This window comes from Microlunatus spumicola, assembly GCF_039536445.1.
Lineage (GTDB): Bacteria > Actinomycetota > Actinomycetes > Propionibacteriales > Propionibacteriaceae > Microlunatus > Microlunatus spumicola.
In genome coordinates this window covers 157,682-173,520 of the sequence record NZ_BAAAYR010000007.1, presented here as the reverse complement: position 1 = coordinate 173,520, position 15,839 = coordinate 157,682, and the positions used below count along the sequence as shown (strand labels likewise).

The following is a 15,839-nucleotide window of genomic DNA, read 5'->3' as shown; positions in this document are numbered from 1 at the left end:
AGCGATCGCCGACCTGCATTGCGGTACCACACTTGCACCTAACCCCATATCTGCGTCAGCCTCTTCTCTACCTCCCGGCCAGAGCAAGAGGAGTGGGAGTCTTGCGGCCCCTGACAATCGAACGCCTGTCCCATACTTTCCACTACGAGATGCAGCGCCTGGCCCTTTCCTAGACCCTGCCGAACAAACTCGTCGCCACGGTCGGTGGGTACGGTCACCGTTTCCGCCACATCGTCCCGCGTCACGTCGACCCGCAGGCGACCGCGATAGGTCAAGTCTTCCGCATTCTTCAGATCGACGCGCAGCACATTTTCTTCTCCTGCGCCGAGGTTGGTCACAAACGTCCTGAACTTGAGCGTATCAGGGTCGAGCAGTTTAGCTTTCCTGCTCGGCGACTGCATATCGATCTCCGTCACAAGATTGTCGCCAGCGCCCTGCCCGACACACGTTAGAAGTACACCTGGGCTGGCCGGCTCGGTGGTAACGTCTTCAACTCTTAAATTGTCGACGGTGAGGGCGCGGACTTCATCACTTCGATTTCGAAGCGTGGCGACATACGAACTGGGCCGGGCTTGACCGTACTGTTGAATCCAATCCAGTTGCCCCTGATTGTCCGCGCCGCAGGGAACAGTATCTGGCTTCGTTATTGGGAAACTGGAGAAAGGTGCGTCCGCCGGAACCCAATAGTCGTGGTAGTCGTCTGGGCCAATCCACTTCATGCGCAGTGCTGCAGCTGCTGCGGAGGACACCGACGGAGTCGGAGAGGCCGAAGCTGACTTGACCAGCGAGGAACTTGGCGAAGGGCTTACCGAAGTTTCAGGCTCAGCGGCGGTTTGACTTGCCGGGACAGCAGATATTGCTGTTACGAGACCCATGAAACCGGCTGCGACGATCACCGCCCTGCCGAAAGGATGCGTAAGTTCCTTCGCTCCAGCATCGCGGGAACTAGGTGCAGTCGTCTCAGGTCTCTCCGCGGGCCCCGCAAACCAGCGCGGAGGAACTCTCCAGAAGAGCAGCAGCACGGCAACGCCAGCAACTAGTAGTGGGCCGACGAAAGCCCTCCACGTCGTCCACCCGAACCAGATGTCGGAAAGCGCCACTACGGCCACGCCCGTTAGGGCAGCTTGTGCAGCAACTCTCAACCGCCGACGTGTCCGTACGTGCATGGTGCTGATGCTGCCAGCAGTGGACGAGCACGTTCAGGGACCCCTACGAATCTTCCCCGTGCGCCCCTACTTGTACCACTGCCGGGGCGCTGACACCCGAACGCCGCAGGTGCCACCGTCCCAGGTCCATGTGAGCTAGCTGCGGGAGCGCGCCTCTTCGACAGGACTCGAGAAGGGGCGGGGCGCAGGACCAGCCTCGCGAAAGAGTCTCGCGGTTACACGGTTGTGCTGCTGGGCCTTCGCTCCCGAAGCGGCCACAACAACGAAGACCGCTCAAGGTGACGTTGACGCCCCGACCCTGAGTCCTCAGGAAGCGGTGATCTTGGTGATCGTGGCGTTGTGCGTGAAGCCCCAACCGAGGCGCATGACCACGCGAATGCCGACCCGGTCGCTGCTGAAGAAGGCGGACTCATCCACCTTCAGCTCAGCGTTCTTTCGCAGTGCGACGACCACGCGCGGACGTGGGATGCACCAGATGACGTTGGCTGCGACGGCAGGGCTGGCGAGCACGGGAACGCCGCCGATGGTGCGTCGAGACGGCTGGGTGACGTCGGGGGTGATGAGCGGCTTCGCCGTGCCCGTGCCCTCCTTCACCTTGAGCAGCCGGCCCAGGGTGGCGGGAGCGGTGACGAACGTCAGGTCAGCGGGGCTGACGTAGAACTGCTCCGCGTTGAGGATCGCGTCACTGAAGGCGGGTGTGCGAGGTCAAGTGCCGGTCGAGCGCCACCACGTCGACCTCGCCCAGGCGCCCACACCGCCAGTTGCGGGCCAGCACCTCCATCCCCTGCCGCTCGAGCTCCGCGACCGCGAGATCCTCCCCGCGCCGCCCGATGACCTGTCGTTCCGTCCCCATCGCTCACCTCCGACGGAAGGATGGTGAGCGGAGGGCGATCCGAGCCGGTCCTGACGCCGGCTGTGGACGGAAAGACGACGTACGGATCCGTGCTGTGGACGACCGGCACGGTCCACGCCGGCCCTAGAGGAGACGCAGCGTGCCGGTGACCACGGGAAGCCCATGCTCTGCATGGCAGATCTGCCGTGGTCAGTACCGGTCTTTCACGTAAACGTGAAAGTCCTGGGACAGGTGGGGCAGCTCAGAGGTGCAGAGGTTCGCCGAGGGTCGGCGCAGCATCGCGGCCGGGGAGGCCGCAGCGGCTCAGCCGCCGACGCTCTTGGGGACCTGGAGGTCGGAGTGGGCGATCTCCTCGATGGAGACGTCGCGGAACGTCAGCACCTTGGCGCTCTTCACGAAGCGGGCCGGGCGGTACATGTCCCAGACCCAGGCGTCGCCCATGGAGACCTCGTAGTAGACGTCGCCACCCTCGGTCCGGACCTTGAGGTCGACGGCGTTGCAGAGGTAGAAGCGCCGCTCGGTCTCGACCGCGTAGGTGAAGATGCCGACGACGTCCTTGTACTCGCGGTAGAGCTGGAGCTCCAGCTCGCTCTCGTACTGCTCGAGGTCTTCCGCGCTCATGACGCCCTGACTTCTCCCTGCTCGTCCTGCTCGTCCTGCTCGTGCGTCTCGTCCTGCCCGTACGCCACGGCGTCCTCGACCTTAGTGGCCCGGCGGACGTTGACGAACCGCCGGCGGTGCGTGGGCGAGGGCCCGTACGCGTCGAGGCGCTCCTGGTGCAGCGGCGTGCAGTAGCCCTTGTGGACGTCGAAGGCGTACTGCGGGTGGACGAGGTGCTCGGCGGCCATGATCCGGTCCCGCGTGACCTTGGCGATGATCGAGGCGGCGGCGACGCACGCGGCGACCCGGTCGCCCTTCCAGACGGCCAGGCCCGGCACGCCGAGCCCGTCGACGCTGAAGCCGTCGGTGAGCACGTAGGTGGGCGCGACGTCGAGCCGTACGAGCGCGCGGCGCAGGGCGGCGAGGTTGGCCACGTGCATGCCCAGCCGGTCGCACTCCTCCGGCGGCACGGCGACGACCGACCAGGCGACGGCCTTGCGGGTGATCTCGCCGTAGAGGCGCTCGCGGGCGAGCGGGGTCAGCAGCTTGGAGTCGCGCAGGCCCTCGATGCGGCGGGCCCTGGACTCGCCGAGGATGACCGCACCGGCGACCAGGGGGCCCGCACAGGCGCCCCGGCCGGCCTCGTCGGCCCCGGCGACGGGGTCGAGACCGGCGCGGTGCAGAGCCCGCTCGTAGCCGTAGAGACCGCTGTCGCGCCGGAGCCGGATGCTGCCCGGCTCGGGAACGACCTCACGGGGGACGGACGTGGTCAACAGCTGACGCCCGCAGGCTTGATCTCGCCCCGCTCGGGTGCGGCCTGCGTCGGCGCGGGGATCTCCGCGAACGTCGCCGGCACCCGCAGCCGTTTGGCCCGGTCGAACGGCGACACGATGGCGAAGGCCGGCCCGACGACGTCGGAGATCGGCACGAACGCCGTCTGGCCGCGCCCCTGCGTCGACAGGTCCGACAGGTGGCAGCGGGAGTCGGCGCTCAGGTCGCGGTGGTCCCCCATCACGAAGATGCGGTCACGCGGCACGACGACCGTGAACTGCACGTCCGACGGCGTGACCTGCGTGCCCGACGGGCTCGTGTAGAGGTAGGCCGTCTCGTCGAGCGCCGTCCCGTTCACGGTGATCCGCCCGCTGTCGTCGCAGCAGACCACCGTGTCGCCGGGCATGCCGATGACGCGCTTGATCAGGTGCCCCGGGGAGCTGGCGGTCGGGATCCCGACGAACTCCAGGATCCGGTCGACCGTCGTCGGGTCGTCGGTCGGCTCGTCGCCCAGCCAGTCCGCCGGGTCCTTGAACACCACCACGTCGCCGCGGTGGAAGTCCGTGATCTTCTGCACGACCACACGGTCGCCGATGAGCAGCGTGTTCTCCATCGACTGCGACGGGATGATGAACATCTGCCCGACGAACGCCCGCAGCAGCGAGCTGACGATGATCGCGCCGACGACGACGAACACCAGCTCCTTGAGGAAGGCCAGTCCCGCGTTCGGGCGCCGCCGGACGGGCTGCTCCATCGTCAGCTCCTCGCTCGCCATGGCTCCCGTCCGGTTGCGCCCACCATCACCCGGAACCGGGTCAGATCTCGCGCTTCTCCTTGATCTTGGCAGCCTTGCCGCGCAGACCACGGAGGTAGTAGAGCTTGGCGCGCCGCACGTCGCCGCGACGGTCGATCTCGATCTTGTCGATGATCGGGGAGTGCACCGGGAAGGTGCGCTCGACGCCGACGCCGAAGCTGACCTTGCGGACCGTGAAGGACTCGCGGAGGCCGTCACCCGCACGGGAGATGACGACGCCGGCGAAGACCTGGATGCGGGAGCGGTTGCCCTCGACGACCTTCACGTGCACCTTGACGGAGTCACCGGGACGGAAGGAGGGGACGTCGTCGCGCAGCGAGGCGCGGTCCAGCTCGTCGATCAGTCTGCTCATGTTGTCTTCCTCGCCGGTGCCACAGGTCACCATGCTCGTCGTGCTCGGATTCGGGATGGCCCGCTCGTTCCGCTTCGCTCCCCCTGTGGCAGGTGGGCGGTACGTGGGCAACAGCGAGCAAGTCTGCCACAGCGCGGGGCACCCACCGAAACGCCGGGCCGGGAGAAGCACCGCGCCCCTCCGGCGGCCCTACGGCCTCGGGGAGGACGCGGGGTGACCGGAGGGGCGGCGGGGGTGCGCCGGAGGCTCAGGAGAGCCCTGGGCGCCCTACGACGGGCTCAGGAGACGGCGGACGGTCAGTCGCGCCCACGGGCGAGCGAGCCGAGCAGGTCGCGGTTGAGGCGGCTGATCGTCTCGAACGGGATGCCCTTGGGGCAGACGGCCGTGCAGTCGCCGATGTTCGTGCAGCCGCCGAAGCCCTCGGCGTCCTGCTGGTTGAGCATGTTGACGACCCGGCTCTTGCGCTCGGGCTGGCCCTGCGGGAGCAGGCCCAGGTGGGTCACCTTGGCCGAGGTGAAGAGCATCGACGACCCGTTCGGGCAGACCGCGACGCAGGCGCCGCAGCCGATGCAGGTCGCGGCGTCGAAGGCGTGGTCGGCGTCGTTCTTGGGCACCGGCGCCGCGTGGGCATCGGGGGCCGTGCCCGTCGGGGCCGAGATGAACCCGCCGGCCTGGATGATCCGGTCGAGCGCGCTGCGGTCGACCATCAGGTCCTTGATGATCGGGAACGGCCCGGCCCGGAACGGCTCGACGTCGATCGTGTCGCCGTCGTTGAAGCTCCGCATGTGCAGCTGGCAGGTCGTCGTCTGCTGCGGCCCGTGGGGGACGCCGTCGATGACCAGGTCGCAGCTGCCGCAGATGCCCTCGCGGCAGTCGTGGTCGAAGGTGATCGGCTCCTCGCCGCGCATCGTCAACCGCTCGTTCAGGACGTCGAGCATCTCGAGGAAGCTCATGTGCTCCGAGACGTCCTCGACCTCGTACGGGACCATCCGGCCCTCGGCCTCGGGGCGTCCTGGCGCCAGACCTTCACGGTGATGTTCATGCTGTACAACCTCTCCTTCGCGCTCGTCGCGCTCGGGTCTTCCTCGCTCGCGCGCAGGCCGCTCGTCTGCGCCGAACCTGATGTCTCCGCTGCGGCGCCCGTCCGGTCCTCCCGGACCAGGTGCACCGCCCACCCGTGAGCGGGAGGCGTGTGCTCCCGCGTCAAGCGTGTCCCTACTTGTAGCTGCGCTGCTTCAGCTCGACGTACTCGTACACCAGGGGCTCCTTGTGCAGGACGGGCCGCTGGCCCTCCCCCGCGAACTCCCAGGCCGCGACGTAGGCGTACTCGTCGTCGTGACGCAGGGCCTCGCCGTCCTCGGTCTGCGACTCCGCACGGAAGTGCCCACCACATGATTCGCGCCGGTGCAGCGCGTCGATGCACATGAGCTCGCCCAGCTCGATGAAGTCGGCCACACGGCCGGCGCGCTCGAGAGCCTGGTTCAGCCCCTCGCCCGTCCCGAGGACGCGCACGTCGGACCAGAACTCCGTCTTCAGCTCACGGATCCGCGAGATGGCCTTGCGCAGGCCCTCCTCGCTGCGCTCCATGCCGCAGTAGTCCCACATGATGTGGCCGAGCTCCTTGTGGAAGGAGTCGACCGTGCGGCTGCCCTTGATGGAGAGGAGCTTGTCGATCCGGCCCTTGACCGAGCCGACCGCCTCGGCGACCGCCGGGTCCGACGCGTCCACCTTGGGGAACGGGCCGGACGCCAGGTAGTCGTTGATCGTGTTCGGCAGGACGAAGTAGCCGTCCGCGAGGCCCTGCATCAGCGCGCTCGCGCCGAGCCGGTTGGCGCCGTGGTCGGAGAAGTTCGCCTCGCCGGTCACGAACAGGCCGGGGATCGAGCTCTGCAGGTCGTAGTCGACCCAGAGGCCGCCCATCGTGTAGTGCACGGCGGGGTAGATCCGCATCGGCGTCTCGTACGGGTTCTCGCCCGTGATCTGGGCGTACATGTCGAAGAGGTTCCCGTACTTGGCCTCGACGCTCTTGCGGCCGAGCCGCTCGATCGCGTCCGCGAAGTCGAGGTAGACCCCGAGCCCGCCCGGGCCGACGCCGCGACCCTCGTCGCAGACGTTCTTGGCCGCGCGCGAGGCGATGTCGCGCGGGACCAGGTTGCCGAACGCCGGGTAGATGCGCTCCAGGTAGTAGTCGCGCTCGTCCTCGGGGATCTCGCGCGGGTCGCGCTTGTCCTCGCCCGACTTGGGCACCCAGATGCGGCCGTCGTTGCGGAGCGACTCGCTCATCAGCGTCAGCTTGGACTGGTAGTCGCCGCTGACCGGGATGCAGGTGGGGTGGATCTGCGTGTAGCAGGGGTTCGCGAAGTGCGCGCCCTTGCGGTGCGCCCGCCACGTGGCCGTGACGTTGCAGCCCATCGCGTTGGTCGACAGGTAGAAGACGTTGCCGTAGCCGCCGGAGGCCAGCACGACCGCGTCGGCCGTGTGGGTCTCGATCTCGCCGGTGACCATGTTCCGCACGACGACGCCGCGGGCCTTGCCGTCGACGACGACCAGCTCGAGCATCTCGTGGCGGGTGTGCATGGCGACGGTGCCGGCGGCGATCTGACGCTCCAGCGCCTGGTACGCGCCGAGCAGCAGCTGCTGGCCCGTCTGGCCCCGGGCGTAGAAGGTGCGCGACACCTGGACGCCGCCGAAGGAGCGGTTGTCGAGCAGGCCGCCGTACTCGCGGGCGAAGGGCACGCCCTGCGCGACGCACTGGTCGATGATGTTCGTGCTCACCTGGGCGAGCCGGTAGACGTTCGACTCCCGGGCGCGGAAGTCGCCGCCCTTCACGGTGTCGTAGAAGAGGCGGTAGACCGAGTCGCCGTCGTTGCGGTAGTTCTTCGCCGCGTTGATGCCGCCCTGCGCGGCGATCGAGTGCGCGCGCCGGGGGCTGTCCTGGTAGCAGAAGCTGGTGACCTTGTAGCCGGCCTCGCCGAGGGTCGCGGCGGCGGACGCGCCGGCCAGGCCCGTGCCGACGATGATCACGCTGAGCTTGCGGCGGTTGGCCGGGTTGACGAGCTTGGCCGTGAACTTGCGCTCGTCCCAGCGCTGCGCGATGTCGACCTTGGGCGCCTTGGTGTCGGCGATGTCGTCGCCTTGGTCGTAGAGCAGGTCGGCGTCGACCGAGTTGATCAGGTCGCCCACCGAGTCCTTCGCGGAGTCGACGGCGTGGCGCCACGTGCCCACGACGCGGTCGCGCAGGCCGTGCCGGGCCTCGTTCTGGGTGTCGTCGCTCATCGGGTCACCATCACTCTCGTCGTGGGCTGGTGGGACGGGCGGTACGTCACGAGACGAGCCCGAACAGGATGGAGAAGGGGGGCAGCAGGAACCCGACCGTCACGACGCCGGCGACGACGTACGCGATGAGGTTCAGCCGGCGGCGGGCCACGGTCGAGGTGTTCAGGCCGAGGGTGGTGAGCGCGCTCCAGGTGCCGTGGCGCAGGTGGAAGCCGACGGCCAGCATCGCGATCGTGTAGACCGCGACCAGCCACCAGACGCCGAAGCCGTTGACGACCCGCTGGTAGGGGCTGTCGGAGGCGCCGCCCGGGTTCACGACCTGCCAGGTGAAGTTCAGCAGGTGGAACACCACGAACAGGGCGATGATGATGCCGCCCCAGCGCAGGGTGAAGGAGCTGTACGAGCGCTGCACGCCGCGGGCCGCACGCGCCGAGTGGTAGCGCTTGGCGCCGCCCCGGCCGTGGTGGTTCCGCTTCCACAGCTTGAAGGCCGCGTACGCGTGCGCCACGACCGCCACGAGCAGGACCACTCGGATGACCCAGAGCAGGCCCTCGTGCGGGAGGACCGGCTCGCCGATCGTGCGCAGGTGGTGCGCATACTCGTCGAAGGCGGCCTGCCCGGCGAACACCTTGAGGTTCCCGTACATGTGCGCGAGCAGGTAGCCGATGAGGATGATCCCGCTCACGGCCATGAGGGCCTTGAGCGCGACCGTGGACCGCGCCGCACGCTGCGACGTGGTCAGCGTCGTTGTTGCCACCCCGCCACGATAGAGCGACGGCCTGCCGAGGCACGAATAAGGCCAGTCGGGTCACTGGTGTCATTGATCACGTCGAGCCCCGCATCCGGCTCCGGGTGCCCCCCTCGCGCGACGTCGGGCACCCACAGGTCGGCTGCCTACGCTCCCCGGGTGGGCGCTCCCCTGCTCCGCCGCCTCGGCGTCGTGACCGCGCTGGTGCTGGTCGCCGGCTGCGGCACGGTCCCCGCGACCGCTCCTGCCGCTGGTCCCCCGTCACCCCTGCCGTCGTCGACACCGAGCACCACGCCACCGGGCGCGCTGCGGGTCGTCGGGCTCGGCGACTCGGTGACCTCGGGCGAGCACTGCGCGTGCGACGACTACGTCACCGGGTTCGGCCACCTGCTCGCCCGTGCCGACGGCGTCCGGGTGCGGGCGACCGACGACGGCGAGAGCGGCTCCACGAGCGACGGGCTCGCGGACGAGCTGTCTGGGCGCAGCGCCGCCGACCGCCGGCTGCAGGCCGACGTGGCCGGGGCGGACGTGGTCGTCGTGACGATGGGCGCCAACGACCTCGCCCCCGCGCTCGCGGCCTGGCGGGCGGGCTCCTGCTCCGCCTCCTGCTACGCGCCGGAGGTCGCGGGGATGGGGACCGACCTCGGCCGGGTGCTCGACCGCGTGCGCACCCTCGGCGACGGTCACTCCCGGGTGCTCGTGACGACCTACTGGAACGTCTTCACCGACGGTCGCGTCGCCGAGCGGGCCGAGCGGAACGGCTACCTGGCCTGGAGCGACACCGTCACGCGGGCCGCGAACGCCGCCATCGTGCTCGTCGCCGGCGCGCGGGGGGCGACGCTCGTCGACCTCTACGCCCCCTTCAAGGGCGCCGGTGAGCAGGACCCGACCGGCTTGCTGGCCGCGGACGGCGACCACCCGGACGCCGCGGGCACCGCCCTCATCAGCCGCACGGTCCTCGCCGCGTACGAGGCGGGTCGCTAGGGGGTCAGCCCCCGAACCCGCCCTGCCCGAGCCAGCGCAGCACCTCGGGCACGGCGCCGGCGTAGTTGCGGTAGTTGTGGCCGCCCGTGGGGAAGACGAGCGACGCGACGTCGGGGTCGCCCTGCGTGGCCGACAGCATCCGCTCGGTCTCGGCGTAGCTGTCCGGGTCCTGGCGTCCGGTGATGAGGAGCATCCGGTGGCCCGGCGCGAGCCCGCCGCGGTCGTAGAGCCAGAGCGGGGAGTTGGCGTCGTAACGGGTGCGGGACCCGTCGAAGAGGTTGCCGGTGGTGCGGTCGGTCAGCGGCTGGTAGTAGCCGCCGAACCCGGCCGCCTGGGAGAAGAGGGTCGGGTGCGCGAGCATCAGCTTCACCGCGCAGAAGGCGCCCGTGCTGTAGCCGGCCACCGCCCACGGCACGTGGCCCGCGCTCACCCGCTCGTGCTGCTGCACCGCCGTCCGCACGTCCGCGGCGAGCCACGTCTCCGCCTTCGGCCCGTGCTCGACGTCGGTGCACTCGGTGTCGCGCGGCGGGTTCGTCATGAGCGGCGGGAAGACGGCGACGAACGGCTTCACCGCGTGCTCGTCGATGGCTCGCGTCGCCGCGGCGCCGAAGCCGAAGTGCGCGAACATCACCGACGGCGTCGAGGGCTGCCCGGGCAGCACCATCAGCACGGGGAAGCGGGTGTGGGCGTACGCGGGCTGGTCGTACTGCGGCGGGCGCCAGACGAGCACCGGGGCCGTCGCGCCCGAGGCCGCGCCGTGCACCTGCAGCACCTCGACGCTGCCCTGGCCGGGGGCGACGAGGTCCTGGGTCTGGATGGTCGCCGCGGGCGCGGCCGTGCCGAGCAGGTCGCCCCACGAGGCGTAGAAGACGAAGTCGCGGTTGACGGCGAGGAAGGTCGTGGCCACCGCGAGGGCCTGGCAGCCGAGCACGGCCACCACCCGGCCCACCACCGCTCGCCGCCCGGCCCCGCGTCGTCGCCAGGTGAGCGTGGTGACCAGGGGGGCGGCGAGCGTGGCCACCCCGACGAGCAGCAGCAGTGGCAGGCCGGTGAGGCTCACCGTGGGCTCCTTCTGAGGTCCGCGTCGGCGCGGGCACCACGCGGTGAACTTCCGGCCGCGGCAGGGAGTTCCGGCGGTTAGCGTGGCGACGTGAGCGAGCGGGCGGCGCCGGCGGGCGAGCGGTGACCGGGCCGGTGTCGGTCGCCCTGCTCGGGCCCCTCCAGGTGCGCCGCGACGGCGCTGACGTCACGCCCGCCGGCGCCCGCCTCCGGGCCCTGCTCTGCCGGCTGGCCGTCGAGGCGGGCCGGCGGGTGGGCACCGGCGAGCTGACCGACGCCGTCTGGCCGGACGAGGCGCCGGCCGAGCCGGTCAACGCGCTGCAGTCGCTCGTCTCCCGCCTGCGCCGCGCGCTCGGGCAGGCCGGGCTCGTCGTCCAGGAACCCCTCGGCTACCGGCTCGTGCTCGACGAGGTGAACCTCGACGCGACGCGGCTGCGGCTCCTCGTCGCGCAGGGCGACGCCGCACGCCGCGACGACGACCCCGTCGCGGCCGCGGCGGCCTACACCGCCGCGCTCGCCCTGTGGCGCGGCGAGCCGCTGGTCGACGCCGGCGACGCCCCGTACGCCGCCGCCCACGTCACGCGCTGGGACGGGCTGCGGCTGGCCGCCGTGCGCGGACGTGCCGAGTGCGCGCTGCGGACCGGGGCCCCCGACGTGGCGGCCGAGGAGCTCGGCGGGCTCGTCGCCGACCACCCGCTCGACGAGCGGCTCCGGGTGCTGCTGATGCGGGCGCTCGCCGCGGCCGGGCGTGGCGCGGAGGCGCTCGCCGCGTACGAGGACGCCCGTCGGGTGCTCGCCGACGAGCTCGGCACGGACCCCGGCCCCGAGCTGTCGGCCCTGCACCTGCAGCTGCTGCGCGGCGAGGTCGAGGCGGTTCCGGTCGCGCGCACGGAGGTACGCCGCAGCAACCTGCCTGCGCGCCGCACGAGCTTCGTCGGGCGCGAGCCCGACCTCGACCGGGTCCTCGACGCGCTCGGCACCGCACGCCTGGTCACGGTCGTCGGACCCGGGGGCGCCGGCAAGACCCGGCTCGCCACCGAGGCCGCCGCGCGGTGGCTCGGCGCCCACGACGGCACGGCCTGGTTCGTCGAGCTGGCGCCCGTGACGGAGGCAGCCGGGGTGGTCGACGCCGCCCTCGCCGCCCTCGGGCTGCGCGACGCCCGGGTCACCGAACGCACGGAGCGGGCGGGCCAGGACCCGTACGAGCGCCTGCTCGACGGCCTGCGCGGCCGGCGCACGCTGCTGGTCGTCGACAACTGCGAGCACCTGGTCGACGCCGCCGCCGACCTCGTCGACCGGGTCCTGCGCGACGACCCGGACGTCCGCGTCCTCACCACCAGCCGTGAGGCGCTCGCGGTCGACGGCGAGGTCCTCGCCCCGCTGGCCCCGCTGCCGCTCCCCCCGCCCGGCGCGGACCCCGTCACGGCCGCGGCGCACCCGGCCGTCCGGCTGTGGGTCGACCGCGCGGCCGCCGTCGCCCCGGGGTTCGTGCTCGACGACGCGACGGTCGGACCCGTGGTCGAGATCGTCCGGCGGCTCGACGGGCTCCCGCTGGCCATCGAGCTCGCGGCGGCCCGGCTCGGCGTGCTGCCGGTCGACGAGGTCGCGCGGCGGCTGTCCGACCGGTTCCGCCTCCTCACCGGCGGCAACCGCGCGGGCCTCCCGCGGCACCGGACGCTGCGGGCCGTCGTGGGGTGGAGCTGGGACCTGCTCTCCCCCGCCGAGCGGCTGCTCGCGGAACGGCTGTCCGTCTTCCCCGCCGGCGCGGACCCGGAGGCGGCGGTCGCGGTCTGCGCCGACGCCCGGCTCCCGGCGGACGAGGTCGACGCGCTGCTCCTCGCCCTGACGGAGAAGTCCCTGCTGCAGGTCGCGGCCGACGGCGGGCCGCTGCGGTTCACGATGCTGGAGACGCTGCGCGAGTACGGCACCGAGCAGCTCGCCGCCCACGGCGAGCTCGCGGACGCCCGGCTGGCGCACGCCACGTGCTTCGCCGACCTCGTCGAGCGGCTGGAGCCCGTCCTGCGCGGCCGCGACCAGCTGGTCGCCTTGGACCGGCTGGCGCGCGAGCGCGAGAACGTCCTCGCCGCGCTGCGCCACCTCGTCGACTCCGGTCGGACGGCTCAGGCGCTGCGGACCTGCCTCGCCCTGACCTGGTGGTGGTCGCTGGTGGAGAGCCCCGACGAGTCGACGACCTGGCTCGGAGCCGTCGTCGCGGCCGACCCGGGGAGCGGGACGGCCGAGCTCGCCTACGCCGAGGCCGCGCTCCGCGTGTCCCTGGCGTTCGGGGCCGAGAGCTTCGCGCTCGGCGGCTGGACCGAGGAGCGCGACCGCCTGGTCGAGGTGGTCGAGGGGCTCGTGGACGTCCCGGCCCCCTTCCCCGGGCTCGCCGTCGTCCGCGTGATGATCGCGTCCTTCGCGGGCCGCCCGGACCTGGTCGACCGCTTCGTCGCCGAGGCCGGCGCGAGCGGCGACCCGTGGCTGCGGGCGGCCGTGCAGGCCACCGTGGCGAGCATCGCTGAGAACTCCGGCGACGTCGAGGGCATGCGCCGGGCGGCCGCTGCCGCGTACGCGGGGTTCCGCACGCTCGGCGACCGCTGGGGCCTCTCCTCGACCCTGCTCGTGCTCGCCCAGCTCGCCGTCCTCGACGGCGACCTCGACGCCGCCCTGCACGCCTACGAGGAGGCGTCCGGCCACGTCGAGGCGCTCGGGTCCTCCGAGGACGACCTCTACCTCCGCATCCGGCTGGCCGACCTGCTGTGCCGGCAGGGCGAGGTGGAGCGGGCGCGGGCCGTGGTCGCCGCCTTCGCGGGGCGGACGGACGGCTCGCAGACGCTCGAGCGCGACCTCGTGGCGCAGGCCATCCTCACCAACCTGGACCTGGACACCGGCCGGACCACAGCGGCCCTGGAGGGCGCGGCCCGACTGCGGCAGCGCGTCCTCGCCGGCTCGAGCAGGAGCGTGATGGCCGGCCACGTGGCGGCGATCTGCCTCGGCGCCACCGCGCTCGTGGAGGCGGCCGCCGGCGACGCCGAGCGCGCCCGCGCTGACCTCGTCCTCGCCTACGCGGCGGCGCGCCGCACGCAGGACATGCCGATCATCGCGTCCGTCGGCGTGGCCGTCGCCGCCCTCGCGCTACGCCTCGACGACGCCGAGGGGGCCGCGCACCTGCTGGGGTCGACCGCACGCGTCCGGGGTGCCGAGGACCCCACGGACCCGGTCGTCGCCCGGCTCGCCGCGCGCCTGCGGGAGGCGCTCGGGCCGGCCTTCGAGAGCACGTACGCCGCCGGCTGGTCGCTCGACCAGCCGACGGCGTCCGACCGTCTGGACCCGGCCCTCCTGGTGCCGGGCCCGGGGGTTCAGGCCCTCCGGGCGTAGGCGCGCAGGGCCAGCGGGACGAAGACGACCAGGAGCAGCGCCATCCAGCCGAGCGTCCAGACCAGGTCCTGCCCGTACGCGCCCCCGGTCATCAGCGCCCGCACGGTGGAGACCAGGTGCGAGATCGGGTTGACGCCGGCGAAGGCCTGCAGCCAGCCGGGCATCGTGTCCGTGGCGACGAACGTGTTGCTGCCGAAGCTGAGCGGGAGCACGAGCAGGAAGCCGATGCCCTGCACCGCGCCCGAGGTGCGCGCGACCATCCCGACGAAGACCGAGATCCAGCAGAAGCACAGCGCGAAGGCCACGGCCAGCAGCACCGCCGCGAGCGCGTGGAGGGCGTCGGTCTGCACCCGGAACCCCATCAGCGTGCCCGCCCCGAGGGTGACGACGCAGAGCACGACGTAGCGGGCGAGGTCGGCGAGCACGGCCCCGACCAGGGGCACCGAGCGACCGATCGGCAGCGACCGGAACCGGTCGAAGACGCCCTTCTCGATGTCGGTGTTGAGGTTGGTGCCGAGCGCGATGCCGGCCAGGGCGATCGACTGGCCGAGGATCCCGGGCAGCAGGAACTGCAGGTACGCGCCCCGGTCGCCGGAGGCGATGGCGCCGCCGAAGATGTAGGTGAACAGCGCCAGGAAGATCACCGGCTGCACGGTGACGTCGATCAGCGCCTCCGGGGTGCGCCAGGTCTTCACCAGGCTCCGGCGCGCGAGGACGACCGCGTGCCGGAGGTAGCGGGCGAGCCCGCCGTGCGGTTCCGTGGACGCCTGCGCGGCGGCGGAGGGCGAGGTCGGGGCGAGGGTCGTGGTGCTCATGCTGCGTGCTCCTGCGGTTCGGTGCCGGTCGCGGTGCCCGGCTCGGCCGGGCGGCCGGTGAGGGTGAGGAAGACCTCGTCGAGGCTCGGCAGGTGCAGCGAGAGCTCGGTGAGGCCGATGCCGGCGGCGGCGAAGCGCTCGACCGCGAGCGGCAGCACCGCCTCCCCGGCCACGGGCACGGTCAGGCGGTGCCGTCCGGTCGGCACGGGCTCGGCGCCCGAGAGCGCCGCGAGCGTGGCCGCGACGTCGGGGAGCCGGGCCGGGTCGGCCGGACGGACCGCCAGCCGGAACCCGCCGAGCACGCGCTTCAGCCCGTCCGGGGTGTCGTGGGCGACGACCCGGCCGTGGTCGATGACGCTGATGGCGTCGGCGAGGGCGTCCGCCTCCTCGAGGTACTGCGTGGTCAGCAGCACCGTCGAGCCCTGGGTCACCAGGGTCCGGATGACGTCCCACATCTCCTCGCGCTTGGCCGGGTCGAGCCCGGTCGTCGGCTCGTCGAGGAAGATCACCGCGGGCCGCCCGACGAGGCTGGCCGCGAGGTCGAGGCGGCGGCGCATGCCGCCGGAGTACTGCTTGGCCTGCTTGCCGGCGGCGTCGGTGAGGTCGAACCAGGCCAGTAGCTCGCGCGCCCGGGCCCGGGCCTCGCGGGGCCGGAGGTCGAGCAGCTCGCCGATCATCACGAGGTTCTGGGTGCCGGTGAGGTCCTCGTCGACGGAGGCGTACTGGCCGGTCAGGCCGACGCTGGCGCGTACGCGGTGCGGGTCGCGCAGGACGTCGTGGCCGGCGACCCGGGCCGTCCCGCTGTCGGGCCGCAGCAGCGTGGCGAGCACGCGCACGGCGGTGGTCTTGCCGGCCCCGTTGGGTCCGAGGACGCCGAGGACGGTGCCCTCGGCGGCGACGAGGTCGACGCCGTCGAGGGCCTGGGTGGTGCCGAACCGCTTGCGCAGCCCGGTCGCTTCGATCGCGTTCATGGGGCCAGCGTGCGCGGGGCCGCTGGCACGGCGCGCACACGGCGCTGGTACGCGC

14 protein-coding genes and 1 pseudogene are annotated in these 15,839 nt (G+C 71.9%); 2 read left to right on the top strand and 13 right to left on the bottom strand.

The window, feature by feature from the left end; translation table 11 throughout:
* Window positions 1-38 precede the first annotated feature (38 nt).
* From ABD665_RS20875 to ABD665_RS20830, 10 genes and pseudogenes are all read right to left on the bottom strand, one after another.
* Window positions 39-896 (bottom strand): hypothetical protein, encoded by an 858-nt coding sequence (locus ABD665_RS20875; protein WP_204912986.1) that lies wholly within the window; start codon window positions 894-896, stop codon window positions 39-41.
* 576 nt (window positions 897-1,472) lie between these two features.
* The gene (locus tag ABD665_RS20870) at window positions 1,473-1,844 is read right to left on the bottom strand and encodes a phage major capsid protein (RefSeq protein WP_204914754.1); all 372 of its coding nucleotides are present in this window, start codon (window positions 1,842-1,844) and stop codon (window positions 1,473-1,475) included.
* Between the two features lie 4 nt (window positions 1,845-1,848).
* Window positions 1,849-2,019, bottom strand: a complete 171-nt coding sequence (locus ABD665_RS20865) for a YraN family protein (protein ID WP_204912987.1) — start codon at window positions 2,017-2,019, stop codon at window positions 1,849-1,851.
* 303 nt (window positions 2,020-2,322) lie between these two features.
* Window positions 2,323-2,640 carry a DUF2469 family protein gene (locus ABD665_RS20860; protein WP_204912988.1) on the bottom strand — a complete coding sequence of 106 codons (318 nt, stop codon included), beginning with the start codon at window positions 2,638-2,640 and terminating at the stop codon, window positions 2,323-2,325.
* A complete protein-coding gene (locus ABD665_RS20855; RefSeq protein ID WP_204914756.1) occupies window positions 2,637-3,347 on the bottom strand; it encodes a ribonuclease HII in 711 nt (236 codons plus the stop codon). Before ABD665_RS20855 ends, ABD665_RS20860 begins: the two co-directional genes overlap by 4 nt.
* 41 nt (window positions 3,348-3,388) lie before the next feature.
* Window positions 3,389-4,144 (bottom strand): signal peptidase I, encoded by a 756-nt coding sequence (gene lepB / locus ABD665_RS20850; protein ID WP_344743002.1) that lies wholly within the window; start codon window positions 4,142-4,144, stop codon window positions 3,389-3,391.
* A 61-nt stretch (window positions 4,145-4,205) separates the two neighbouring features.
* Complete coding sequence (gene rplS, locus ABD665_RS20845) at window positions 4,206-4,556, bottom strand: 50S ribosomal protein L19 (RefSeq protein WP_204912990.1); 351 nt, start codon at window positions 4,554-4,556, stop codon at window positions 4,206-4,208.
* A 296-nt stretch (window positions 4,557-4,852) separates the two neighbouring features.
* Window positions 4,853-5,598: pseudogene (locus ABD665_RS20840) on the bottom strand (succinate dehydrogenase/fumarate reductase iron-sulfur subunit).
* Between the two features lie 173 nt (window positions 5,599-5,771).
* Window positions 5,772-7,832: a fumarate reductase/succinate dehydrogenase flavoprotein subunit gene (locus ABD665_RS20835; protein WP_204912991.1), complete on the bottom strand. Its 2,061-nt coding sequence runs from the start codon at window positions 7,830-7,832 to the stop codon at window positions 5,772-5,774.
* A 46-nt stretch (window positions 7,833-7,878) separates the two neighbouring features.
* The gene (locus tag ABD665_RS20830) at window positions 7,879-8,589 is read right to left on the bottom strand and encodes a succinate dehydrogenase/fumarate reductase transmembrane subunit (protein WP_204912992.1); all 711 of its coding nucleotides are present in this window, start codon (window positions 8,587-8,589) and stop codon (window positions 7,879-7,881) included.
* A gap of 150 nt (window positions 8,590-8,739) precedes the next feature.
* Here ABD665_RS20830 and ABD665_RS20825 point away from each other — a divergent pair, with 150 nt between their 5' ends.
* Window positions 8,740-9,564, top strand: coding sequence for a GDSL-type esterase/lipase family protein (locus ABD665_RS20825; protein ID WP_204912993.1), 825 nt, complete (start codon window positions 8,740-8,742; stop codon window positions 9,562-9,564).
* A 4-nt stretch (window positions 9,565-9,568) separates the two neighbouring features.
* On the opposite strand, the gene ABD665_RS20820 is transcribed toward ABD665_RS20825, so the two are convergent.
* Window positions 9,569-10,624, bottom strand: a complete 1,056-nt coding sequence (locus ABD665_RS20820; protein ID WP_204912994.1) for an alpha/beta hydrolase-fold protein — start codon at window positions 10,622-10,624, stop codon at window positions 9,569-9,571.
* A 122-nt stretch (window positions 10,625-10,746) separates the two neighbouring features.
* Here ABD665_RS20820 and ABD665_RS20815 point away from each other — a divergent pair, with 122 nt between their 5' ends.
* A complete protein-coding gene (locus tag ABD665_RS20815; protein ID WP_204912995.1) occupies window positions 10,747-13,998 on the top strand; it encodes a BTAD domain-containing putative transcriptional regulator in 3,252 nt (1,083 codons plus the stop codon).
* Here ABD665_RS20815 and ABD665_RS20810 read toward each other — a convergent pair.
* Both ABD665_RS20810 and ABD665_RS20805 read right to left on the bottom strand, forming a co-directional pair.
* Entirely contained in the window at window positions 13,980-14,813 is an 834-nt protein-coding gene (locus ABD665_RS20810; RefSeq protein WP_204912996.1) for an ABC transporter permease, read from the bottom strand. The genes ABD665_RS20815 and ABD665_RS20810 overlap by 19 nt on opposite strands.
* A complete protein-coding gene (locus ABD665_RS20805) occupies window positions 14,810-15,784 on the bottom strand; it encodes an ATP-binding cassette domain-containing protein (RefSeq protein ID WP_204912997.1) in 975 nt (324 codons plus the stop codon). The genes ABD665_RS20810 and ABD665_RS20805 overlap by 4 nt, the downstream gene beginning before the upstream one ends.
* Window positions 15,785-15,839 lie beyond the last annotated feature (55 nt).